The following is a 22934-nucleotide window of genomic DNA, read 5'->3' as shown; positions in this document are numbered from 1 at the left end:
CGATCTCCACCCTCGAGAAAGGAGGGTATGTCTGCCAATTTCATCACCTCACAGTGTAACCTGTTGTAATTTTAATAGCTGTAAGGGAAGGACTCGAACCTTCACGGAGCAGTTAGGCCGAAGCTTTATGCTGCGATCTCCACCCTCGAGAGAGGAGGGTACGTCTGCCAATTTCGTCACCTCACAGTGTAACTTGTTGTTGTAATTTTAATAGCTGTAAGGGAAGGATTCGAACCTTCACGGAGCAGTTAGGCCGAAGCTTTATGCTGTTATCTCCACCCTCGAGAAAGGAGGGTATGTCTGCCAATTTCATCACCTCACAGTGTAACCTGTTGTAATTTTAATAGCTGTAAGGGAAGGACTCGAACCTTCACGGAGCAGTTAGGCCGAAGCTTTATACTGTTATCTCCACCCTCGAGAGAGGAGGGTACGTCTGCCAATTTCGTCACCTCACAGTGTAACTATTTTGCTGTAGGGGAAGGATTCGAACCTTCACGAAGCGGTTAGACTATCAGAGGGTGAGAAGTAGCTACTCATTCTCTGCAAGTTTTATCCCTTATCTTCACCCCCGAGAAAGGAGGGTATGTCTGCCAATTTCATCACCCCACAGGATTATTTTTGAGATTTTCGTAATGATTATCCCTTTTTGTTGTTACAAAGTAAATGGATTAAGATTTTTATTGCAAATATTTCAAGTAAAAAACTTTATTTTTAGATATTATTCAAATAATTGAGTGAATGTTTGCAAATATGTTAATCAACATTGTAATCAGAGGTGTTTGATTGACATTTTTACATTTCGAATCATTAAAGTGTTAATGAAGTATCTATTTTGATGGGTATTTGATATTTATTTCTATCTATATTATTGAATTCTTAAATATTGTGTATTTTTGTTGTTGTTTTTAAAATGATGATGGAGTTGGTTGAGGAGAGGAAATGTATATGAAATTTAAATGGGCTTAAAAGAGATAGTTTTCTTTTCGTAGCCATTATTTATTAAGAAAAATAGCCAGTCTTAATTTATATTTTTTACATGTTTAGGTATCGGGAGGATATCTTTGATAGAGTGTCGTTTTGAAATGAAAACGCTGTTTTTTAATCAGGTTTTGAAGATTGAAGTATATTCTGAAATACTTATTGGGTAAGTGAGAGAATGAACAGGTATAAGTTCAGGAAAAATATAGGTTGATAAGTAGCCACCACATACTTATATAACTTAGGTTCATATGAATTACTATTGTGACCACTCGATCTTGTAAAAATTTATTTATTATGAGACGCACAAGTTTACACTTGATTTATGCAGCCCTTTTTGCTGCAAGTACTTTGACGATTTCTTCTTGTTCAGAGGATGATATCGTAAACCCAAATTCAGTAGAAGTATCTGCTTCAACATCTGCGAATGCTAGAGCAATTGGCATTGCTGATGTACCCGTAGGAGCTGATAAAACTTTCTATAAGTTTAACCTAAATAATGGAAAATCTAACTGGTCTGATCAAGGAAACTATTGGTTAGGCGTTGTAGCCGATGAAAAAGTTAGGGAAGTATATATTTATGCTAGCTCTAAACACACTACTTGGCAAAGAGTAGACCCTAATGGGGGAGCTTACGGAAAAGGAAGCTTTGATGTAGATGCTTTCTTGAGAAACGAAGCCAAACTATTCAATTCAGAAAAGGAAGGGCTTAATGTAATTGATATTGATTCTGAGGTTTATTTCTTCTTTGGAAATAGATATGCAGCAGTACAGGTTGATCAAGGTGAAGTATTCCGTGAGTCTGTAGGTAATAAGACAGGAGAAATTACAAAAGATATTTCAAGTGTGGATTATTTACCTTTCAAAAATACATACGACTTTAACGGAAGTGGATTTTTTATTGGTGTTACTACTGATGGTTATGTAGCAGCAGCAAAGTCACTAAAAGACACTTTTGTAGTACCTGAAGGAAAAACAAACTCAGATGTAAACATGAGTTCTAAAACTGCAGGAAAAGTAGTGAGCTTAGAAGTGACAAACAGCAAGACGGTTAAGTTTACGCTTACAGATGGGAAAACTAAATTAGGTTTTGCTCAACGTGCTAAACACGAATTTATCAAAGTGGATTAATCATTTGAGTTAAAGAATTAATCATAGTAATTAAGAGAAGTCTAGGTTTAGGCTTCTCTTTTTTGAATTCAATGATCCATATTTCAATTAGAAAGAGCTATTAATTATTGCTTTATCAATTTTATATTTACTTATAAAAACGACCCATGAAAGCGTATGTACTTCAAGTAGAGGGCTTAAAATTAAAAGAAATCAATAAGCCACTCATAAAGTCAAATCAAGTAATGATTGCTACAAAAGCAATCAGTCTGAACCCTGTTGATTACAAAGTCACTCAAGGAACATTTGACCTCAAAAGACCTATCACCATAGGAATTGACGTTGCTGGAGAAATAGTTGAAATAGGCGATAACGTATCCTCAGTTAAATTAGGAGATAGAGTCTGCGCCATGGTTAATATCTTTGAGACAGGTTCTTTTGCTGACTTTGTGGTTGTTGATAGCGAAATCTTGACAATTCTTCCTTCAGATGTATCATATCTAGATGCTTCTACTATTCCTTGTGCAGGAATTACAGCCTATCAAGCCATTCATGAAAAAGTTAATATCCGCAGTGGACAAACTGTTTTTATAACTGCTGGAGGTGGTGGCGTAGGAGGATTCGCTATTCAGTTTGCAAAACAAAGGGGCGCAACGGTTATTACTTCAGCTAGTGGTGACTTTGATAGAATAAGAGAATTAGGCGCAGATTACATTATTAATTATAAGGAAGAAGATATCTCTACGAAAATCATGGAGATTACCCAAGGAAAAGGAGTTGACTACTTTATCAATAGTATTTCTGCATCGGATATTGAAAAATATGCGGCAATTCTGAGATTCAATGGAAGTATTGTGGGAATCACAGGAATACCTGAAAAATATCCATTTATACCATTTACAAAAGCAGCAGGGATTTCGGAAGTAGCACTTGTTGCTACTTATAATACCAATGATAAAGATAGTTTACGAGAGGTAGCTAAAGCTGGAGAACAAATAGCCGAATGGATTAGTAAAGGTGAAATCTCAACGAATATCACTACAGAAATCCGTTTTGAACAAATTCCAGAAGCTTTAGAATGGTTTGAACGAGGAAAAACGAAAGGAAAAGTTGTTGTCAATAAAGAGCTTTAAGTAATAATAAGATTAGTAGAATTCCTTGCTTCTCCTTTTCAGAAACAAGGAATTCAATTTCTTATTGCAATGCATTTTCTAAAAGACTGACTAACTTTAGAGGTTCTTCTACAAAATTAAGACGCTCATAGTCACTTGCCTTAAGGAAACCTTCAGCTATCATTTGTTCTGATAATTGTTTGAAAGGAGTGTAAAACTGGTGAGTATCTAAAATACCAAAAGGTTTAAAGCGCTCTCCTAGCTTCTGAGCAACCCAAAATTCATAGATTTCATCTAGTGTACCGATACCTCCAGGAAGAGCAATGTAAGCATCTGAAAGCTGAGCAATTAAACCTTTACGGTCTAGCATGTTTTTTACAATATGCATTTCTTCTACTCCTCTGTGAGCCACTTCATGCACTACAAGATTTTCAGGAATCACACCAATGATTTCACCTCCCAAACGAAGGACTTCGTCAGCCACTACTCCCATAAGTCCTATATTTCCTCCACCATAAACAATTCGCCAATTGTTCTTTACTAATTCTTCTACTAAAACCTTTGTATCCTCTACAAACTGAGGATTCAGTCCTGTATTTGCTCCACAAAAAATGGCAACTGTTTTCATTCTATATTTGAATTATATTTTAGATCAGTATGATAATTTAGGCTTTCAGTAATGCTAGAAAACCAAAGTAAGTAACAATTTCAGCTACTTGCTGAATTGCTCCCAAGCAATCTCCTGTATAACCACCAATCCATTTGTTGAGGTAAGATCTCATCCATAGTTTGAAAATGATAAAGGGAATAAACAAAGCTATGAGTTCTATTCTAGCAATCAGAGCAAACGGAATTAGGGTGAAAAAGACTGCAATCCACAAATCTTTTCGTTTGAGTTGCTTACTAATTGGCTTTGCTTTACTTAGAGCATCTTCTCTAACGTAAGGCAATGTATAGACAAATGAAGCCGCGAAACATCTGCTTAGGGCATGTCCTCCAACAAAAAATAATAACAATAGATTGATGTCTGCGATTTCAGCAATGCTAGAAAGTAATGAAAACTTAAGCAATAACAGCAGCATAATTCCAACTACGCCATAAGCTCCTGTTCGGCTGTCCTTCATGATTTCTAGAATGCGCTCTTTTGTCCAACCACCACCAAAGCCATCGCAAAAATCAGCAAAACCATCTTCATGAAAAGCTCCAGTCATCAGTATACTTGAAATCATGGATAATACAACTCCTACTGTTTCGGAAGTGTACTGAGCGGTAATCACAAAAACTGCCCATGCTACAAAACCAACAAACCACCCGATGATTGGAAAGTATCGGGTGGCTTTATTAAGGTATTCTTCTTTGTATTCATACTTTGTCCACTTCGGGATCGGAATACGAGAATAAAACATGAGGGCAGTTAAGAATATATCTTTCTCCCTGTTCATTTTTTACATTTTATCACTTACACCTGCAGACTCAAAACTTGCCATTTCATTGAAGAAGTTTACTGCAGATTCTAAAATTGGGTACATCAAAGCCGCACCTGTACCTTCACCTAGTCTAAGGTTCAAGTCCAAGATAGCTGGCGCACCAATATATTCTAACATTTTTCTATGTCCACTCTCATTTGATTGGTGAGTGAAAATAGCGTAATCTTTTAGGTATGGGTAAGAAACAAAACCACCTAAGAATGCTGAAGAAGAAATGAAACCATCTACCAATATCAACATCTTAAGCTCAGCGGCTCTTAACATCGCTCCACACATCATCACGATCTCAAAACCACCAAATGTTTTCAATACCGAAACAGGATTATCTTTTTCTACAGGATTGGCACTTTGCGCAGCTTTCAGAATACGAAGTTTGTGCTTGAATTGTCCATCTGTAACTCCTGTTCCTCTACCAACACATTGCTCAATTGGTAAATGACAAAGAGCACTCATCAATAATGCTGCTGATGAAGTATTGCCAATACCCATTTCACCAAAACCAACAACATTACAACCTTCTTCATGAAGTTCATTGATAATGCGAACACCCTTATCTATAGCTTCAGAAAATTCTAAGGTATTCATGGCTGCTCCATAAAGCATATTTTTTGTTCCTTTACCAACAGAATAATCAAGAAGCTTATCATTAGGAGTGAAATCATGATTAACACCAGCGTTGACAACCTTAATTTTCATATCGTTCTGACGACTGAAGACATTGATTGCAGCACCATCATTCAAGAAATTATGTACCATTTGCTGCGTTACTTCCGAAGGGTATGCACTTACACCTTCTTCTGCAATACCATGATCGGCAGCAAAAATCAACATATGTGGGTTTTTAAGTTCTGGCTGTAGCGTATTTTGAACCATCGCTACTTTACGTGCCATATCTTCTAGTTTCCCTAAAGAACGGATTGGCTTAGTTTTATTATCGATTTTATTATCGATTGCGTCAAGCAATTCTCTATGAGCTGCTTTGATCTGAAATTTCTTCATAGCACTTGTGTTTTTGTAAGTTCCTTAACCCATCAATTTGGTGAGGGTGAATATTTTTGTATCAAAAGTTAGCCCGACACGCTTAATCGCTAACTTTTATCTGTGTTGTTTTTTACTTCTGGTTTCTTTCCGTAAGGGCAATGGCGGCATCCATTTTTACAGCAATAGCCTCTTTTAGAGTGGTAGGAAGCCGTAAAAACATACAGCCCATTTTCTATGTAATAATCCTTCCCCTCTTCCAATGGTGCTTTTTGTGTTGAATTCGGTTGTGTTTTCATCTGTGCGCTCTAAAAAGTACACCTCGTATGGTATTATTGAATTTTGCTAAAGCTAGTCATGATTTTTGTCATCTCATAAATGGAAAGGTAAAAAGTTTCTATAAATAACGCCATTTGATTGTTGAGAAAAGAAAGTGAAAGTAGAATGTTATTCTAGAGTGTCATTTGAGTTTGAGTGTCGATAAAATGATGGATAAAAAAAAGAGGTATGTCTATAAAAAACAACCTCTTTCTTCTCTTCAAACATTCACCTTTTGGTGATTGCTTTATACTAAATAAACAATGAGCTGATAGATTCGTGATCTTGAATCTTACGGATTGCTTTTGCAAACAATTCAGCCACTGTCAATACATTAATCTTATCTGTAACGTCTTTTACAGGTAGTGTATCAGCTACTACCATTTCTGTCAATACAGAGTTTTCAATTCTTTCGTATGCAGGTCCTGAAAGTACTGGGTGTACACAGATTGCTCTTACACTCTTAGCACCTTTTTTCATGATGATGTCTGCTGCACTACACATAGTACCTGCAGTATCAATAAGGTCATCTACAAGGATAACGTCTTTACCTTCTACATCACCAATTACTTGCATAGAAGCAACTTCATTTGCTCTTTCACGGTATTTGTCACAGATCACGATGTCTGATTTGAAATACTTCGCGTAAGCTCTTGCTCTTTTACTACCCCCTACGTCTGGCGCAGCAAAGATCAAGTTGTCCAAGTTCAAGCTCTCGATGTATGGTACAAAGATCGGTGAACATTGTAGGTGAACTACAGGAATGTCGAAGAATCCTTGGATCTGGTCAGCGTGAAGCTCACAAGTAACTACACGAGTAGCTCCTGCAGTACGTAGCATATCTGCTACCAATTTTGCCCCAATAGCGACTCTTGGTTTGTCCTTACGGTCTTGTCGAGCGTAACCGTAATATGGCATGATTACCGTGATTGTTGAAGCAGATGCTCTTTTTGCGGCATCAATCATCAACAAGAGTTCCATCAAGTTTTCAGCAGGAGGACAAGTAGACTGAATCAAGAATACGTCACATCCCCTAACTGATTCGTTGAAGTGTACAGAGATTTCCCCGTCACTGAAAGTTTGTTTTGTTACTTTGCCAAGCGGCTTGCCATAGGCATGCGCGATTTTTTCGGCTAAATATTCTGTTCCGGTTGCGGAGAAGAGTTTTACTGAGGCCATCACTCTTTAAGTATGCTTTCTTTAAGAATTGATTATATTTTTGTTACCAACAGCTTGCGCTAACGGCGGCAAATTTAAGAAAATGCTGGAAAGAAATGACTTAGATTCTAATTTTTTCCAATTTTGATTAAAGAAATATTTAAATATCTCCTCATTTGTCTCAAGTCGGAAATTTGTTAGCTTTCTAGCTTTTCATGTAACTAGAACAGCAAACTCTTTAAAATCTTTCCATTTCTTCTGACTTCCTTACTGTTTTTATAATATTATTTTTATGCTAACGAATGAAAAAACATTGGGCATAAAAAAATAGCTCCCGACGAAGAAGCTATCCTTTTATGTTATTTACGATTCAATGATTTTTAACATTGTGTCCATTTTGATTTCTGTTTCTTGGAACTCTTTCTCAGGAATAGAGTCGGCAGTGATACCACCTCCTGCATACAAGATAGCTTTCTTTGCTAAAAGCTGTGCACATCTCAGATTTACAAAGATGTGTGTATGTTGTTCCATGTTTATAGGACCTAAGAACCCTGCGTAGAATGATCGATCATATCCTTCTTCTTTCAAGATAAATTCTCGGGAAGGTTTAAGAGGCATTCCACAAATCGCAGAAGTTGGATGAAGTAATTTTAGCATTACACTTCCAAGTTCTGGAAAGTTGATTTCATCTGTATCTACTGCAAAATAAGAACAAAGGTGAAGAAGGTTTCCTGCTGGAACAGTTTTCGGACCTCGTTCTTCATACTCTCTTACTCTAATTTTCTTAAAGCAATTGATGATATATCGACTCACCATGGCTTGCTCCTCAATCTCTTTCTGAGACCACATCGCTCTTGACATATCATTGAGTCCGTTACGAGCTTGTGTACCAGCCAAAGACATGGTTCTGAAAATTTGTTGAGCATCTACGCTCAAAAGTGTCTCTGGTGTAGCACCAATCCAAGTCCCGATTTCAGGAATTGAGGTAAAAGAAACGAAAGCGTTTTTATAAGAAGAGCAGAGTTTCTCAAACATCTGGATTACGTTGAAGCTAGCAGGTAATGCTGTTTGCTTGCTACGCGATAATACCACTTTGTTGAATTCACCTTCTTTGATCTTAGAAATTCCTTTTTCAACTAACGCTAGGTGCTGTTCTTTTGAAAGACTATGAATACTTTCAGAGCCTACATGATAAGGAACATCTTCATTTTTATCTTCTGATTTGAGGTTCTCTTCAAGTTTTTGAAGGAAAACCTCTTTCATACGATGCTCTTCACTACCAATCACAAAACTTCTATTCCCTTCTGTGAGGGCTTTCTGATTGATATTGAAATGAAGATCGGCATGAAGGTATAATTGTTCCTCCCCCTCTGCATAAAAAGGCGCTAGAATAAATCCAGCATCTAACTTTTCAAGTTCTCCATCTATGGTTGTTGGAGTTCCTGAAAGGTCAATGATTAAATGTTGATCTTCTTCTTTGGGCATTCGCCATAGTGCTATCGGTAGATCAAGAGTATATGCAGTTTGCAAAATACGCTTCATCAAAGTCGATGGCGAAGTGTGTTGTCCTATGAATGAATCAAATATCGTTTGTGCCATTTTCGCTTTCCTCTAATTTCCTTCAGACGCTCAGATCATCCTATTTTATAGTCGAAAGACACAAAAATAAGAAGCTCAATGTGCTAATAAAATTTTGGCAAGGGAAATCCTTACTATTTTTTGTCAATGATGGCTACCGTCATACGGCTGATGCAAATCAGATTTTCATCTTCATCATGAATTTTGATTTCCCAAACATGTGTTCTTTTTCCCAAATGAATAGGAGTGGCTGTTCCAGTTACAAAACCTTCCCTAGCACTTTTTATATGGTTGCAGTTGATTTCTAGCCCAACAGGAGCTTGTGTAGCCATGTCTATGTAGCATAAAGCGCCAACACTACCTAAGGTTTCAGCCAATACAGCCGAAGCCCCTCCATGTAATAAACCCATAGGCTGTTTTGTTCTATGATCTACGGGCATAGTGGCTTTCAAACAACCGTCTGAGACTTCTGTAAATTTTATTCCGATATGCCCAACCATATTATTATGATTGTCGTTAAGCTTTTCGGCAGTTAAATGTGGATTAAACATAGTTTAAATAACTATCGTTAGATGAATTATATATAAAAAGTGATAAATTTCGTTCTTTATAAAAGCAGAAGGACAAACTAAGCCTTTTTTTGTACATATCTATCATCACTTTTCCATTTTACAGTAAATCGATTCCGTTAAGTAAAACTATATCTATATGATAAAAGAAATTTACCTTATACGCCACGGACAAACTGAGATGAATAAACTCGGTTTTGTACAAGGTTCCATAGATACCAATCTTGATGAGACTGGGAGAAAACAAGCTGAAGATTTCTTCAAAACCTACCAAGATGTCCCTTTTGATAAAATCTATACTTCAAAACTCAAACGCACAAAGCAGAGCCTTGATGGCTTTATTCAAAAAGGAATTCCATTCCAACAATTATATGGTCTGAACGAAATCAGTTGGGGAGAGAAAGAAGGTCGTGCTCTTACCGATGCTGATAACGATTATTACAACCAAATGATTGAGGAGTGGGACAATGGAAATTATGATTTCCCTGCAGGTAAAGGAGGAGAGTCTCCAGCACAAGTGCAATCACGTCAGATTACCGCTTGGGAGTACCTCATGTCTAATATGCATGAAGAACGTATTTTGGTAGCAATGCATGGTAGAGCTATCCGAATTTTATTGAGCTATCTGATGGATACACCTCTTTCTGAGATGAACCAGTATAAGCATCAGAATTTGTGTTTGTATATCATCCAGTATGATACGGAAACAGACGAGTACACAATCGTTGAAGCCAATAAGATAGATCACCTTCAAAACTCTTCTTTACCAATCTGATATCAAGCATGAAAACTTGTCTAAATTCCTCTAGTTGGAGGTTTGTCTCTGAATCCTAGGAACAAACCTTCAACCTAAAAAACTGAAAATCTATCAACTTGTTTAGCCTAGATGTTAGGCTGCTACTTTTTCTCCTATTTTACGATATTCTAGCCTACGCATAATTAAGTAGTATCTGCAACCTTCCAAAATAGCCGCAATACTTAACCCAATTGGCAAGCCCCACCAAATACCTGAAGGTCCCATATCAAATTTGAAAGCTAGTAAGTAACTGCTCGGAATCCCTATTATGAAATAAGAGATAAAGGTAATCATAGCAGGTACCTTTACATCTGCAACTCCTCTTAATGCTGCTTGATAAATGATACTCAATGCATCAGGAAGTTGATAAATTGCAAGAATCATCATGAAAGGAATTGCTTGTGCAATCACTCCAAGCTCGTTTGTGTAGAAGCTTGGCAATTGTTCTCTGAAGGTATAGAAAATACTAGCAGACAATAATGCCAATAGAATAATGATATGTACTGAAGCTTTTACTGAAGTTGACATACCTTCCAAATCTTTTCTTCCATATCCATTACTCACTTCTATAGTTGTACTCACACTCACTCCTTGATAAATCATAAAGCCAAGCGTAGAAAGACTAATCACAACTTGGTGAGCAGCTAAAGCTGTTTCTCCTAGCCAGCCCATCATAATTGTAGTCATCCCGAATGCAGATGCCACCATTACAAGTTGCCCTCCAATAGGTAAGCCCAATTGGAATGCTTTCTTGATCTCTTTTTTAGCAGTTAGAGTCGGACTTAGTGCTAAAGTATATTTTTGATATGATTTTCTTTTTAAGAATACAATGATGTATAAGAGTGCCATTAAGAAACGAGAAGCAGTTGTCGCCCATCCTGCCCCAGCTAACCCTAATTCTGGGAAACCGAACTTACCATAAATCAATAGGTAGTTACCAATGATATTGAAAACGTTTGCCGTCAGAATGATCTGCATAGAAGTTTTTGTATCCGAAATTCCTTCAGAGAATTGCTTGCTAGCATAAAAGAACATCAGTGGCATCAGTGAAAGAATCAGAATGTAGAGGTATTCTTTAGCCATTGGTAAAATACTTTCGGGTTGTCCCATGTGGTTAACTCCCAAAGAAAGTAAGAGCATTGCTAAAGTAAGAACCACACCAATTGCTAGATTGGCAATCATTCCATTCCAAAGTCCAGAATCGACAGCTTTGTCATTTTCTTCTCCTTTGGCCATCCCGATAATCGGAGTCATAGCAAATGAAAAACCCATACCGAAGATTAGCGCAATATTGAAGATCGTATTGGTGAAAGAAGCAGCCGCAAGTTCCGTCTCTCCTATGTGCCCAATCATTACATTATCTACAATACCGACCATGATTTGCCCTGCTTGTGCCAACAACACAGGAAGTCCTAATGCCATGATTCTTTTATATTGAGAAATGTAATCACGAAATCCTACTCTTCGATTCTCCAAATTTGATGCTTTTGTATTCTTCACAGTTTCTTTTCTTGCTTGTCTTAGTGGAAAAGGTGCAATCAAACTAGTTTAAAAGGCTTGAGCCATCTTTCCCCGCCAAACATAACAGTATTCTTACTCTTTTCTTTTCATCTTCCTAAAAAGATTAACAGCCTTTTGCAATCGATGATTGAAGTAGAATTCATTAATTTCGCTGTTCATTCATCATAAAGGTTTTCATTTCGTCTCTATAAATTATGGCTAAGCATAAATCAAGCATTCAGAAAAAACTTAAAAAAGACAAGAAGAAAAGCGTTACGCCACTTTCTACTTACCGAAATCTATTGGGGCGAATTGAGATCAAAAAGAAACGAAATGAAAAGCTCAGTAAAGAACTTTCTCATTTACTGCAGACCTACGAGAAAAATATAGCACCTCATTTTAAGGGTCGACATGAAAGTGTCTCACAGATTGTTGATTTACTAATTTTCCACTTATCAGATCCTTCATTAAATGCATATCAAGTAAGCTTGATTCAAGACTGGATCCAGGAGTGCTTTTATTTTCTGTCAGACTCATCTTTTGCTCATACCGAAAAGTACCAAAAGCTCTATGAAGCCTATGTTGGTCAGTTAAAAACAGAAATAGAAGAGGAAGACACGCATGCAGAAGAGGTATATACTTTTGTCCGTAAATCTGCGGAAGAAGAGTTAGGTGTAAATTTGGAGACTTTTCTGAATGAAAAAGAAATTTTAGCCTTTTGTCAGAACCCTAATGCTTTTGTGAAGGCTTACGCTCATAAGTTTGAGAAAGCATTACAAATTCAAAAACCGAATAAAGAGGAAGAGGCTACTTCAGACTTGGAGCAGCATAACGAACAGAAAAATGTACTGAAGAATACCTCCGTCAATGATTTATACAAAAAGCTCGCAAAAGTACTTCATCCAGACCTCGAGCCTAATGAATTCAAGAAAGAAGATAAGCATGAATTGATGAGTAGTTTGGTAATTGCTAAGAAAGAAAATGACTTATCAACAATCATGAAGCTTTATCAAGAACATATTGATGATGCCGAGTTTGAGTTTGCAGAGAGTGAATTGGAAAAAATGATTCCGCTTTTAAAAAAGAAGGAAGCTAGCCTTGAAAAAGATTTTGAGCGAATGAAAAGTCGTAGTCCTCAAGTTCGATGGATCATGGAACATATTTATGGGAGAACTTCTCGAAGTATAGAAAAGAAAATGGAGCAAGTAAAGGCCAATATGAAAAATGAAGTGCTAAAAGATCAGAAGTTCGCAGAACAGATTAGTACAATAAAAGGCTTGAAATATGAATTGGAAACGAATAATCGTAAGCACTTTATAGGTTTATAATTCATTTTCAAAAAGTTCTAGTAAATCCCTAAAGAATCTAAAACAAGCAAACACACAAACGATTATTACTCATATTTGCGATATGCAATTTACAATCACAACTACCACTTGGCAACCTACAGCCTGTACTTATTGGCATTGTCATTAATTCCCTCATTCGAGAAAAAGAAGTAGGAAGTCGCATTTGTATGTCAACTGATTTACTTCAAAAACAAACTTAAAATTTTCATATTTAGTATATTCGTCACATGGAAATATTGACAAACCCCGTGGTAGTGTCAGTACTTACCCTTATAGTACTGTGCCTACTCCGACTCAACGTTATTTTAGCTATACTCGTATCTGCACTTGTTGCAGGATTGGTGGGAGATATCCCGATGACTCAATCAATGACTTTTTTAATTGCAGGAATGGGCGATAATGCCGAGACTGCTTTAAGCTATATTTTATTGGGAGCTTTAGCGGTAGCAATTAACCGTACAGGAGCTGCCGCCGTTTTAGCGCACAAGATTTCAAAAGTAGTAGGCTCAAAGAAAAGTATTTTACTCCTTATAATAACACTGTTGGCATGTGCATCACAGAATCTAGTACCTGTGCATATTGCTTTTATACCCATTCTGATTCCTCCACTATTGCCTTTGATGAATAAACTAAAGTTAGACCGTAGAGCCGTTGCTTCAGCTTTAACTTTTGGTTTGCAGACACCATATTTGGTATTGCCTGTAGGCTTCGGGTTGATTTTCCACAATGTGATCAAAGAACAAATGCATGCCAATGGCATTACTTCTGTAGAAACTTCTATGATTTGGAAATCTCTTTGGATTCCTGGTATTGGAATGATCTGCGGACTTCTGATTGCTCTTTTCATCAGCTATCGAAAAAGTAGAATCTATAAGGATATTCAGATTGAGGGTAGTGTAGAGCATCATGAAACGGAATTTGAATTGAAACACATCTTTTGTTTGGTAGGAGCAGCTGTTGCATTTATTATTCAGCTATGGACAAGTTCACTTCCGCTTGGTGCTTTGGCAGGGCTTATCGTGATGTTATTGAGTAGAGCAATCACTTGGAAAGAGATGGAGGATGTAATGCAAGGTGGAATTGGTGTGATGGCATTTATTGCAATAGTAATGCTAGTTGCTGCTGGTTTCGGAAATGTAATTCGTCAGACCAACGGTGTAGAAATGCTAGTGCAAGCTGTGAGTTCAAGTGTAGGAGATAGTCAAGCCTTTGCGGCATTTTTGATGCTTTTAGTCGGACTCTTAGTAACAATGGGAATAGGTACCTCTTTTGGTACAGTTCCGATCCTCGCTACAATCTATTGTCCTTTAGGTTTGGAGTTAGGCTTCTCAATTCCAGCAATCATTGCATTGATTGGTGTAGCGGGCGCATTAGGCGATGCAGGTTCGCCAGCTTCTGATAGTACATTGGGACCTACTTCTGGTTTAGCGATTGATAAACAGCATGACCATATTTGGGATACATGTGTGCCAACATTTATGCACTATAACATTCCACTTATTCTCTTCGGAGTGATAGCTGCAGTAGTACTTTAAGTGCAAAGAATAAAAGTGAAACTATTTAGGAGCTAGCTGGAAAGTTTAGCTCCTTTTTCTAAATATAGTGGCGTTTTCATAGTTTTTGAGTTCGAACTTCATGATTTAATAGTTTTTATATTTATAACTCAGAAGAAAGCTATCAATCTAATTTCATATTGAAAAAAAATTAGCATCTTTGCTTCACTAAAATAAATCCTACAAAGAATACTTAGATCGTTCTGATCTTCGACATATATTTATCTTCTTTTTTATGCAACAACCTCTAAAAATTTACAATACGCTTACGCGAAAAAAAGATAAATTCGAACCTATCAATCCGCCGTTTGTCGGTATGTATGTGTGTGGTCCTACAGTATATGGAGATGCGCATTTAGGACACTCGCGTCCTGCTATTACATTTGATACGGTTTTCCGTTACCTTGCTCACACGGGCTACAAAGTTCGCTATGTCCGTAACATTACAGACGTAGGGCACCTTGTAGGCGATGCTGATGAAGGCGAGGATAAGATTGCTAAAAAAGCGAAAGTTGAGCAATTGGAACCAATGGAAGTGGTACAGTACTACACTGACCGTTACCATGAAGATATTTACCGTCTGAACGTAAAGACACCTAGCATTGAACCTAGAGCTACAGGTCATATCATTGAGCAAATTGAGTTGATCAAAAGTATCTTTGATAAAGGTTATGCCTATGAGTCTAACGGATCGGTATACTTTGATGTAGTTAAATACAATGAAGACAAACCTTATGGTGTTCTTTCTGGTCGTAAGATTGAAGAAATGCTAGAAGGTAGCCGTGACTTGGACGGACAAGGTGACAAGAAAAACTCTGTTGACTTTGCACTTTGGAAAAAAGCAGAGCCTGAGCATATCATGCGTTGGCCTTCGCCTTGGTCAGATGGTTTCCCTGGTTGGCACTTAGAGTGTTCTGCTATGAGTGTGAAATACTTGGGCGAAAAGTTTGATATTCACGGAGGAGGAATGGACTTAAAATTCCCTCATCATGAATGTGAAATTGCTCAGCACGAAGCAGCACACAACTGTTCTCCAGCTAACTACTGGATGCACAACAACATGATTACCATCAACGGTCAGAAGATGGGTAAATCTTTGGGTAACTTTATCACTTTGAGAGAGCTTTACTCAGGAGATCATGATTTGTTGGAGCAAGGATATAGCCCAATGACAATTCGTTTCTTCATTCTTCAATCGCAATACAGAAGTACGCTTGACTTCTCTAATGAAGCATTGAAAGCAGCTGGTAAAGGTTACAAAAAGGTCATTAATGGTCTTCGTCTTACTAAAAAGCTAGCTTATGTTGCCGATGAAAGTATTGAAGTAAACGAAAAGCAGGTTAAGCAAATTGATAGTATCATTAACTCTATTTATAGAGGAATGAATGATGATTTCAATACAGCAGTTTCACTTGCAGGTCTTTTTAACCTTCTGAAAAAGATCAATGGAATTCACCTTGGAAATATCAAGCCAGCAGAATTAGGCGAAGAGACGTTCAATAAGGTGATTGAAACATACCAAACTTTTGTAGAGGAAATCTTCGGTTTAGTAGAAGAGAAGCCTGCAGATTTGGAAAAAGCCATTGACCTTATCATTGAGGAATATAAAACGGCTAAAGAAAATCGTGATTACGACAAAGTAGATAAAGTCAGAGCTGAGCTTAAAGAAATCGGCATCGTTCTTAAAGATATGAAAGACGGTGTTGAGTGGGCTTACGATGAATTTTAATCAGAATATATTTAGAGGATGGTAAATCATATTTACCATTCTCTTTTTCATATACAGCTATTTTTTAAGTTAGGAATAACTTCCTTCCCCTTTTACACTTTTCAATAGACAATTCAAAAATGGTTTTTCATAAGAGTATCTTAGCAGCTGCTACAATGGTTAGCATGTTAGTTTCTTGTCAAGGCAATCAAAGTTCTACGACAAAAGATGAAACGACTGCTAAAGAAGTGAATGTGCAAGCTCCGCAGATCAATGCTGATTCGGCTTATGCCTTTGTGCAAAAACAAGTGGACTTTGGCCCAAGAGTACCAAACACACCAGAACATGTAGCTTGTGGTGATTATTTGATTTCAACTTTAGAAAGATTTGGGACTACAGTCCATGTTCAAGAGTTTGAAGCTGAGGGCTACGATGGTACGATTTATAAAGGTCGTAATATCATGGGGCAAATTAACCCATCTGCATCTAAACGTATTTTGTTGGCAGCACACTGGGATACCCGTTTTGTGGCAGATCAAGATGAAGAAAGTAAGCATTATGAATTTATTGATGGAGCTAACGACGGTGGAAGTGGAGTCGCAGTCCTTTTAGAAATAGCGCGTACCTTACAGCAATCGTCATTAAAACCTAACGTAGGGATTGATTTACTGCTTTTCGATGTTGAAGATCAAGGTAAGCCGAGCTTCGTAGAGCAAGATTATACACAACCTTACAAGTCTTATTACTGTCTAGGTTCTACTCATTGGTCTAAGAACAAATACCCTAATGGTTATCATGCTTATTATGGAATACTATTGGATATGGTAGGAGCAAAAGGAGCTACATTCCCTAAAGAAGCATACTCTATGAATTATGGTCGTAAGATCGTGCGTAAACTATGGAAAACAGCTGAGTCTTTAGGTTATGGACACCATTTTATCCATCAAGAAGGAGATCCTATAACGGATGATCACGTGCCTGTAAATGAAATAGCTAAAATTCCGATGATAGACGTTATTCATCAAGACCTTACAGGGCAGGGAACATTCTTCGAGCACTGGCACACTACAGACGATACTATGGAAAACATCGATAAAGACGTTTTAAAAGCCGTAGGTCAGTCAGTATTACAGCTTATTTACAATGAAAAATAGACCACGAGATGGTTTTAATGATAAACTCGCTTATATTGCACAAATCTTAAAAAATAACTGCTTCACACTTTCATAGCCGCTTAGAGGGCAAATAAAAGAGGCGAATAATTAATTACAACTGTTGTTATTTATACACGTTTAGCTTATTTTTGGCTGTGTTTAATGAGATACAACATCATATCACATTATTTTTTGCCTCTCTCAAAAAGTAAAGCAAATTCATCATTTTTATTCAATCCGTTAATTTCTTGGAATTAGAACCCTATCACAAGGGTATAATTATAGAACCTCACACACTATTATGTATACTATAGAAGAACTGGAGATTAGGCTGCTTTCAGAATTGAAAGATATTGCCAAAGACCTTGGGGTAAAGAACTACAGCAATACAACCAAAAAAGAACTCATCTATAAAATATTAGATCAACAAGCAATTCTTCCAGAGTCTAAACTACCTAAAAAAGAAGACTCATCTAAAGCTGAAAAATCTCCTAAAGCAGAAAAGGCACCTAAGCCTAAGAAAGCTGAAAAATCAGAAAAGAAAACGAAGAACGATAAAGCTGATGCTCCTAGAACATTGATTTCTCGCCGTAGAAGAGTAAATGTTCAAGATTCAGATGAAGCACCTAAAGCAGAACCTGTAAAAGAATCAGCTCCAGCTCCAAAAGCACCAGAACCTAAAGCAGAACCTGTAAAAACAGAAGCGCCTGTTTTTGAAAAGAAATCTAAAGCACCTGCAAGAGAGTCAGTGGTTCCTACTGAAGAAGTAGAAGCTCCTGTAGCTGAAGCTCAAGCAGCAGCTCCATCTCCAGCACCAGCACCTCGTAAAAAAGCACCACAGACTGTTTCAATGAAAGAGTTTGATGGACTAATTACAAATGAAGGTGTTCTTGAAATCATGCAAGATGGCTATGGTTTCCTTCGTTCATCAGACTATAACTATTTGGCAAGTCCTGATGATATTTATGTTTCTCCATCTCAGATCAAATTGTTTGGTCTTAAAACAGGAGATACAGTTCGCGGACATATCCGTCCTCCAAAAGAGGGTGAAAAATATTTTGCACTTCTTCGAGTTTCATCTGTAAATGGTAAAACTACAGAGGAAATCAGAGATCGTGTTCCTTTCGAATACTTGACTCCTTTATTCCCAGATGAGAAATTGAAGTTGAGTAACCGTCCTGATATTTATTCTACTCGTGTTCTCGATTTGTTCGCTCCTATTGGTAAAGGTCAGAGGGGTATGATCGTGGCACAGCCTAAATCAGGTAAAACGGTACTTTTGAAAGAAGTGGCCAATGCTATCGCTAAAAACCACCCTGAATGTTACCTAATCATCCTTCTTATTGACGAACGTCCTGAAGAGGTAACAGATATGCAGCGTAGTGTAAATGCAGAAGTTATTTCATCTACTTTTGATGAAACTGCTGAAAGACACGTGAAAATCACTTCAATTGTATTGGAAAAAGCAAAACGTATGGTAGAATGTGGGCATGATGTAATCATCTTGCTTGACTCTATTACTCGTTTGGCTCGTGCTTACAATACAGTAGCTCCTTCATCGGGTAAAATCTTGTCTGGTGGTGTTGATGCAAATGCCTTGAACAAACCAAAACGTTTCTTCGGTGCGGCTCGTAACGTAGAAAACGGTGGTTCTTTGACAATTCTTGCTACAGCATTGATCGAGACAGGTTCTAAGATGGATGAAGTAATCTTCGAAGAATTCAAAGGTACAGGTAACATGGAATTGGTATTGGACAGAAAGCTTGCAAATAAGCGTCTTTATCCTGCTATCGATATTCCTGGTTCGGGTACGCGTCGTGATGATCTACTTCTTGATAAAGATACACGTCAGCGTGTTGATATCTTAAGACGTATGATGTCTGACATGAACTCTACTGAAGCAATGGAATTCTTGAAAAAGAATATGCGTGGCACAAGATCAAATGACGAATTCTTGATTACAATGAACGGCTAATTCGTTTTAACCTACGAGTAATCAATTCATATAAATTTCAAAGACCTTTTCTTAGGATTATCCCAAGAAAAGGTCTTATTTTTTACTATATTTTCTGAGAGATATATTTTTTACCTAAAGAAGCATCGTGCAGACCTTTTTACAAATACCATCAATATACCTCCGTTATTTTCAACGCTTTCTTTATGAATTGAAGTTATTGGAAACACCTCGGGAATATTATGCTGTGAAGTTTTTATTTGCGCATCATTTCTTCCAAGGCTTGACCCATGCGCTCATACTTACGGTTTGCTATCATCAGTTTTTGTCGTCTGCTTCTTTTACAGAACTGCCTTGGGCATTTCTTTTTTCATCTATCAGTGTCATGGCAATAGGTCGAGTCTTTGCTTATTTGGAACGGCACTTACACATTCAAAGTCAGATTTATGTTCTTTCTAGTTTTATCCTTCTAATCCCAATTTCATTGCTTTTACAGCAATTTTGGGGCAACGAAAGTTTGATAGGAGTATTTACCATCATAGCAATCAATTTGCTTTTATTCTTGGAAAGGATAAAATCTTGGGTACTCTCCAATAAAATCTTTGATTTTGGGGGATTTCATTATCTCCAACAAGTCAATTCGCTATCATCTTTTCCTGGCAGATTTCTAGGCTTTGGTTTTGTATTCTGTTTCTATCTGATTTTTGATACAGATAATATTTTACTAGAGCTAAGTCTTTTCACCTCAATACTTTCTTTTATTGCTATTTGGCGACTGATGCGTCTGAAGTTTATTCGACTTGAAGGAAGAAACTACCTATTTCAAGTTCTTAAACCAACCAGTCAACACAGCCCAGAAGATTTTTTGCAGTATAGTTTCAATAATTCCTACATTCTCAACTTAGGATTTATAGCACTGCTCACAACGATTATTACAGTCTTTTTAGATTATTCTTTTCTGAAAGAATTGCACTCCTATAGCATTCAGAGTAATGAAATAAAACCACAGCAAATCGCTTTATTATTTCTAATTAGCTATGGGATGGCAAGTTTTGGGAAGATTTATTTCACAACTTCTCAAAGTATCAGATGGGGAGTGAAAAGATTGCTACTGATTCTACCTGTTTTTATCGTTGGTATTATTCTCATTGTAACACTGAGTGAATCCCTTTATGAAGTAGACAAAATACCATACCTTTTTATCGCAGGAATTATCATTATGTCTGCGGTATTCTATGACAATTCAATCCAACAAGCAGTAACGTTTTCACTTTTTCAACTGCTTAAACATAAAGCAAGGACATATACATATACTACAATTTCGGGTTTGGTAGTGCCATTGGGTTTGGCTTTTTCTGCAAGTCTTTTGTTACTGATTCGAAATACCAAACACTCATTTAGTTTGGGTTATGTAGGCATTTTACTTCTGCCTGTACTATTGTTATTTATTGTAGTTGTTTTTACGCTCTACAAACAATACATCAATTATCTAAAGGAGGCTGTTGCGCTAAGGGCAATCGACTTTGATAATCATTCTACAAAGGATAAAGAGTTATTCAAACATCTTCATGAACGACTGAAATCTATTCATACAGATCAAGTTTTGTATACCGCAGATATTATCATGCGGATTGATCCGAGTGGTAGACATGAAATGATTACTTCATTGCTTTATCATGAAAACAGTAAGGTAAGGGAGTATGCAATAGAGCAGATTCCTAGAAATTCATTGAGCAGTTATCAGATGTTGATTGTTTGGGTACTGAAAAATGAAACAGATTTAGAGCTGAAAAGTAAGGTACTCAAGTTTTGCTGTAAGTATAATCTGATGACAGAATCTGAAATGATTGATTTTTTACAAAGTGAGAGTCATCAGTTCAGACGATTTGCACTGTGTGGTTTACTAGAAAACGAGCGTATTGAGCTGACCGAGTTAGCAATTATGAGTTTGAAGAATATGCTTGTTTCTGAAGATGTGGAAACACAAATAGATGCGATTGATATTATTGGGAAATACCGAATTGTACAGTTTTCACCGATACTCAGAGAGTTGTTCTATCATGAGAATATAACGGTTCGGGAAGTCACAATTCTTGCACTCGGTAAAATGCGAGATACTGAAATGAAGCGTGAAATCTTTGATTTGCTTCGCAGTGATTTTTCATCAACGGTAGTTATAGATGCTTTAAGTTTTTATGGAGAGGAAGTTTTAGGGATCATCGAAGAGGAATTTGTTTTTTCTTCGAAAGAAGCAAAGACTTACTTACTTGACCTTTGCACACTTTGTGCGAGAATAGATAGTCGATCGGCTTATCAAATTTTATGGCAATTGGTCGATTATCCTTGGCATGAAATGCAGAAAGCAGCCTACAATGCTCTCGGAACAACACGATTTACGCCTAAAACGAATTCGGAACAACACTTAGTTTTTGATCAGATTGATAAACTTTTTAATCATCTATATTGGTTATATACCGCTATCATTCTGTTCGAATCTAAAACGGAATATGACAAACTTTCACAAGGACTTCAGCAAGAAAGTATTTGGGTAGAACAGCACATCGATCAACTTTTTACCTTAGTGATTAAAAGTTATGGTTTTGAACTAGCCGATAAAGCACTGTTTATCTTTTTTGCGGAAAGGGAATATGACGATACGGATATCGGTGATTTGGATGATATAAATGACCAAACTGAATTTGAAACACAACGTTACCTTTTGCTCAAAAATCAACTTTCTGAACAAGTTTCACGAAGCTTTATCGAAAAAATGCTTTGTATTAATGGCTTCTATCAGATTGAAGAAAGAAGAAGGATTTTATCAAACTATTATACCCACAATATTATTGATGAGCTGAGTATCATCAACTACATTTTATCGCCTAGAAAAGTCGGTATTTTTTTCCATGATTGGACAAAAGCAACGGCACTTTACGCAACCTCTCCCGATTTGGTATCTAGTATGATGGATACCCTCAAATACCTTCTGAATAGTAATGATATTTTGCTGATGGAAGCAGCTTTTACTTGTTTGAAAGATTATGGTTTCCACAGAGGTTTTCCGATTTCTAATTTGTTAAATGAACTTGTTTCACCTACTCGAAAAAATATACTCATGGGAATTCTTAGTGATAATATGTTGCCGCTTACGGAGCTTGAAAAAGTAACAATTCTGAAAGACACTCAAATCTTTGGTGATATAGCTGAGCATGAACTGTTAGACATTGCGGCATTGGTTCAAGAAATTCGAGTGAAAAAGGATGAGACTATTTTTCATAAAGGAGAAAAAAGTGATGCAATGTATATCATCTATGAAGGAGCAATTTCACTCAGTGGAGATAGGCAAAGCTACCAATCCCTTTATAACTATGACTTTTTTGGAGACTTAGGATTTTTAGATGGTACATCTCGCCCTTATAAGGCAGTGGCAATGAAAGAGAGTTTATTGTTGAAAGTGAGTCAGAGTGATTTTTACCAACTGATGATGCGAAAATCTGATATTCTTAAAAGCATAATGTTGACACTCTGTGACAGAATCCGATCTCAGAGTCAATTACTTCATCAATTCAAAAAGTAGTTTTATTGATGTCGTCTACTAACAAACCTGAATAGAACAATTACCAAATAACTAA

The 22934-nt window shown here is 37.0% G+C and carries 17 protein-coding genes and 2 tRNA genes; 9 read left to right on the top strand and 10 right to left on the bottom strand.

Annotated features, from left to right (window positions below; all coding sequences use genetic code 11):
* Nucleotides 1-78 precede the first annotated feature (78 nt).
* Nucleotides 79-186, bottom strand: a tRNA-Glu gene (locus tag BC781_RS25515).
* A 161-nt stretch (nucleotides 187-347) separates the two neighbouring features.
* Nucleotides 348-455, bottom strand: a tRNA-Glu gene (locus BC781_RS25510).
* Nucleotides 456-1275: 820 nt separating this feature from the next.
* Here BC781_RS25510 and BC781_RS16245 point away from each other — a divergent pair.
* Both BC781_RS16245 and BC781_RS16240 read left to right on the top strand, forming a co-directional pair.
* Entirely contained in the window at nucleotides 1276-2109 is an 834-nt protein-coding gene (locus BC781_RS16245) for a hypothetical protein (RefSeq protein ID WP_109619706.1), read from the top strand.
* Between the two features lie 146 nt (nucleotides 2110-2255).
* On the top strand, nucleotides 2256-3221 hold the full coding sequence (locus BC781_RS16240) for a zinc-binding dehydrogenase (protein ID WP_109619705.1): 966 nt from the start codon (nucleotides 2256-2258) through the stop codon (nucleotides 3219-3221).
* A 61-nt stretch (nucleotides 3222-3282) separates the two neighbouring features.
* Here BC781_RS16240 and BC781_RS16235 read toward each other — a convergent pair whose 3' ends face one another.
* The 7 genes from BC781_RS16235 to BC781_RS16205 all read right to left on the bottom strand — a co-directional run bounded on the left by BC781_RS16235 (nucleotide 3283) and on the right by BC781_RS16205 (nucleotide 9270).
* Entirely contained in the window at nucleotides 3283-3828 is a 546-nt protein-coding gene (locus BC781_RS16235) for an LOG family protein (protein ID WP_109619703.1), read from the bottom strand.
* Between the two features lie 37 nt (nucleotides 3829-3865).
* Nucleotides 3866-4642, bottom strand: coding sequence for an adenosylcobinamide-GDP ribazoletransferase (locus BC781_RS16230; protein ID WP_109619701.1), 777 nt, complete (start codon nucleotides 4640-4642; stop codon nucleotides 3866-3868).
* Between the two features lie 3 nt (nucleotides 4643-4645).
* Nucleotides 4646-5686 (bottom strand): nicotinate-nucleotide--dimethylbenzimidazole phosphoribosyltransferase, encoded by a 1041-nt coding sequence (cobT, locus tag BC781_RS16225; protein WP_109619699.1) that lies wholly within the window; start codon nucleotides 5684-5686, stop codon nucleotides 4646-4648.
* Nucleotides 5687-5775: 89 nt separating this feature from the next.
* Nucleotides 5776-5964, bottom strand: a complete 189-nt coding sequence (locus BC781_RS16220) for a DUF5522 domain-containing protein (RefSeq protein ID WP_109619697.1) — start codon at nucleotides 5962-5964, stop codon at nucleotides 5776-5778.
* A 271-nt stretch (nucleotides 5965-6235) separates the two neighbouring features.
* A complete protein-coding gene (locus tag BC781_RS16215; RefSeq protein ID WP_109619695.1) occupies nucleotides 6236-7162 on the bottom strand; it encodes a ribose-phosphate pyrophosphokinase in 927 nt (308 codons plus the stop codon).
* Nucleotides 7163-7504: 342 nt separating this feature from the next.
* A complete protein-coding gene (locus tag BC781_RS16210) occupies nucleotides 7505-8740 on the bottom strand; it encodes a chorismate-binding protein (protein ID WP_109619693.1) in 1236 nt (411 codons plus the stop codon).
* 113 nt (nucleotides 8741-8853) lie between these two features.
* The gene (locus BC781_RS16205; RefSeq protein ID WP_109619691.1) at nucleotides 8854-9270 is read right to left on the bottom strand and encodes a hotdog fold thioesterase; all 417 of its coding nucleotides are present in this window, start codon (nucleotides 9268-9270) and stop codon (nucleotides 8854-8856) included.
* Between the two features lie 157 nt (nucleotides 9271-9427).
* Here BC781_RS16205 and BC781_RS16200 point away from each other — a divergent pair, with 157 nt between their 5' ends.
* A complete protein-coding gene (locus BC781_RS16200; RefSeq protein ID WP_109619688.1) occupies nucleotides 9428-10063 on the top strand; it encodes a histidine phosphatase family protein in 636 nt (211 codons plus the stop codon).
* 114 nt (nucleotides 10064-10177) lie between these two features.
* On the opposite strand, the gene BC781_RS16195 is transcribed toward BC781_RS16200, so the two are convergent.
* Nucleotides 10178-11584 (bottom strand): MATE family efflux transporter, encoded by a 1407-nt coding sequence (locus BC781_RS16195; RefSeq protein ID WP_146201712.1) that lies wholly within the window; start codon nucleotides 11582-11584, stop codon nucleotides 10178-10180.
* A 215-nt stretch (nucleotides 11585-11799) separates the two neighbouring features.
* Here BC781_RS16195 and BC781_RS16190 point away from each other — a divergent pair, with 215 nt between their 5' ends.
* The 6 genes from BC781_RS16190 to BC781_RS16165 all read left to right on the top strand — a co-directional run bounded on the left by BC781_RS16190 (nucleotide 11800) and on the right by BC781_RS16165 (nucleotide 22879).
* Nucleotides 11800-12912, top strand: a complete 1113-nt coding sequence (locus BC781_RS16190; protein WP_109619685.1) for a hypothetical protein — start codon at nucleotides 11800-11802, stop codon at nucleotides 12910-12912.
* 248 nt (nucleotides 12913-13160) lie between these two features.
* Nucleotides 13161-14468, top strand: coding sequence for a Na+/H+ antiporter family protein (locus tag BC781_RS16185; RefSeq protein WP_109619682.1), 1308 nt, complete (start codon nucleotides 13161-13163; stop codon nucleotides 14466-14468).
* A 253-nt stretch (nucleotides 14469-14721) separates the two neighbouring features.
* On the top strand, nucleotides 14722-16215 hold the full coding sequence (gene cysS / locus BC781_RS16180) for a cysteine--tRNA ligase (protein ID WP_109619680.1): 1494 nt from the start codon (nucleotides 14722-14724) through the stop codon (nucleotides 16213-16215).
* A 119-nt stretch (nucleotides 16216-16334) separates the two neighbouring features.
* Nucleotides 16335-17348 carry a M28 family peptidase gene (locus tag BC781_RS16175; RefSeq protein WP_109619678.1) on the top strand — a complete coding sequence of 338 codons (1014 nt, stop codon included), beginning with the start codon at nucleotides 16335-16337 and terminating at the stop codon, nucleotides 17346-17348.
* A 301-nt stretch (nucleotides 17349-17649) separates the two neighbouring features.
* Nucleotides 17650-19323: a transcription termination factor Rho gene (gene rho, locus BC781_RS16170; RefSeq protein ID WP_109619675.1), complete on the top strand. Its 1674-nt coding sequence runs from the start codon at nucleotides 17650-17652 to the stop codon at nucleotides 19321-19323.
* A 127-nt stretch (nucleotides 19324-19450) separates the two neighbouring features.
* Complete coding sequence (locus BC781_RS16165) at nucleotides 19451-22879, top strand: cyclic nucleotide-binding domain-containing protein (protein WP_146201711.1); 3429 nt, start codon at nucleotides 19451-19453, stop codon at nucleotides 22877-22879.
* Nucleotides 22880-22934 lie beyond the last annotated feature (55 nt).

This window comes from Sediminitomix flava, from assembly GCF_003149185.1.
Classification (GTDB): Bacteria; Bacteroidota; Bacteroidia; order Cytophagales; family Flammeovirgaceae; genus Sediminitomix; species Sediminitomix flava.
Note: the sequence above shows the minus strand (reverse complement) of the source record. Positions and strands in the feature narration are given on the sequence as shown.

Excerpts from the sequence above, each read along its gene's own strand:
- BC781_RS16245 (WP_109619706.1), top strand. The coding sequence starts at position 1,276 with ATGAGACGCACAAGTTTACACTTGATTTATGCAGCCCTTTTTGCTGCA.
- BC781_RS16240 (WP_109619705.1), top strand. The coding sequence starts at position 2,256 with ATGAAAGCGTATGTACTTCAAGTAGAGGGCTTAAAATTAAAAGAAATC.
- BC781_RS16235 (WP_109619703.1), bottom strand. The coding sequence starts at position 3,828 with ATGAAAACAGTTGCCATTTTTTGTGGAGCAAATACAGGACTGAATCCT.
- BC781_RS16230 (WP_109619701.1), bottom strand. The coding sequence starts at position 4,642 with ATGAACAGGGAGAAAGATATATTCTTAACTGCCCTCATGTTTTATTCT.
- cobT (WP_109619699.1), bottom strand. The coding sequence starts at position 5,686 with ATGAAGAAATTTCAGATCAAAGCAGCTCATAGAGAATTGCTTGACGCA.
- BC781_RS16220 (WP_109619697.1), bottom strand. The coding sequence starts at position 5,964 with ATGAAAACACAACCGAATTCAACACAAAAAGCACCATTGGAAGAGGGG.
- BC781_RS16215 (WP_109619695.1), bottom strand. The coding sequence starts at position 7,162 with ATGGCCTCAGTAAAACTCTTCTCCGCAACCGGAACAGAATATTTAGCC.
- BC781_RS16210 (WP_109619693.1), bottom strand. The coding sequence starts at position 8,740 with ATGGCACAAACGATATTTGATTCATTCATAGGACAACACACTTCGCCA.
- BC781_RS16205 (WP_109619691.1), bottom strand. The coding sequence starts at position 9,270 with ATGTTTAATCCACATTTAACTGCCGAAAAGCTTAACGACAATCATAAT.
- BC781_RS16200 (WP_109619688.1), top strand. The coding sequence starts at position 9,428 with ATGATAAAAGAAATTTACCTTATACGCCACGGACAAACTGAGATGAAT.
- BC781_RS16190 (WP_109619685.1), top strand. The coding sequence starts at position 11,800 with ATGGCTAAGCATAAATCAAGCATTCAGAAAAAACTTAAAAAAGACAAG.
- BC781_RS16185 (WP_109619682.1), top strand. The coding sequence starts at position 13,161 with ATGGAAATATTGACAAACCCCGTGGTAGTGTCAGTACTTACCCTTATA.
- cysS (WP_109619680.1), top strand. The coding sequence starts at position 14,722 with ATGCAACAACCTCTAAAAATTTACAATACGCTTACGCGAAAAAAAGAT.
- BC781_RS16175 (WP_109619678.1), top strand. The coding sequence starts at position 16,335 with ATGGTTTTTCATAAGAGTATCTTAGCAGCTGCTACAATGGTTAGCATG.
- rho (WP_109619675.1), top strand. The coding sequence starts at position 17,650 with ATGTATACTATAGAAGAACTGGAGATTAGGCTGCTTTCAGAATTGAAA.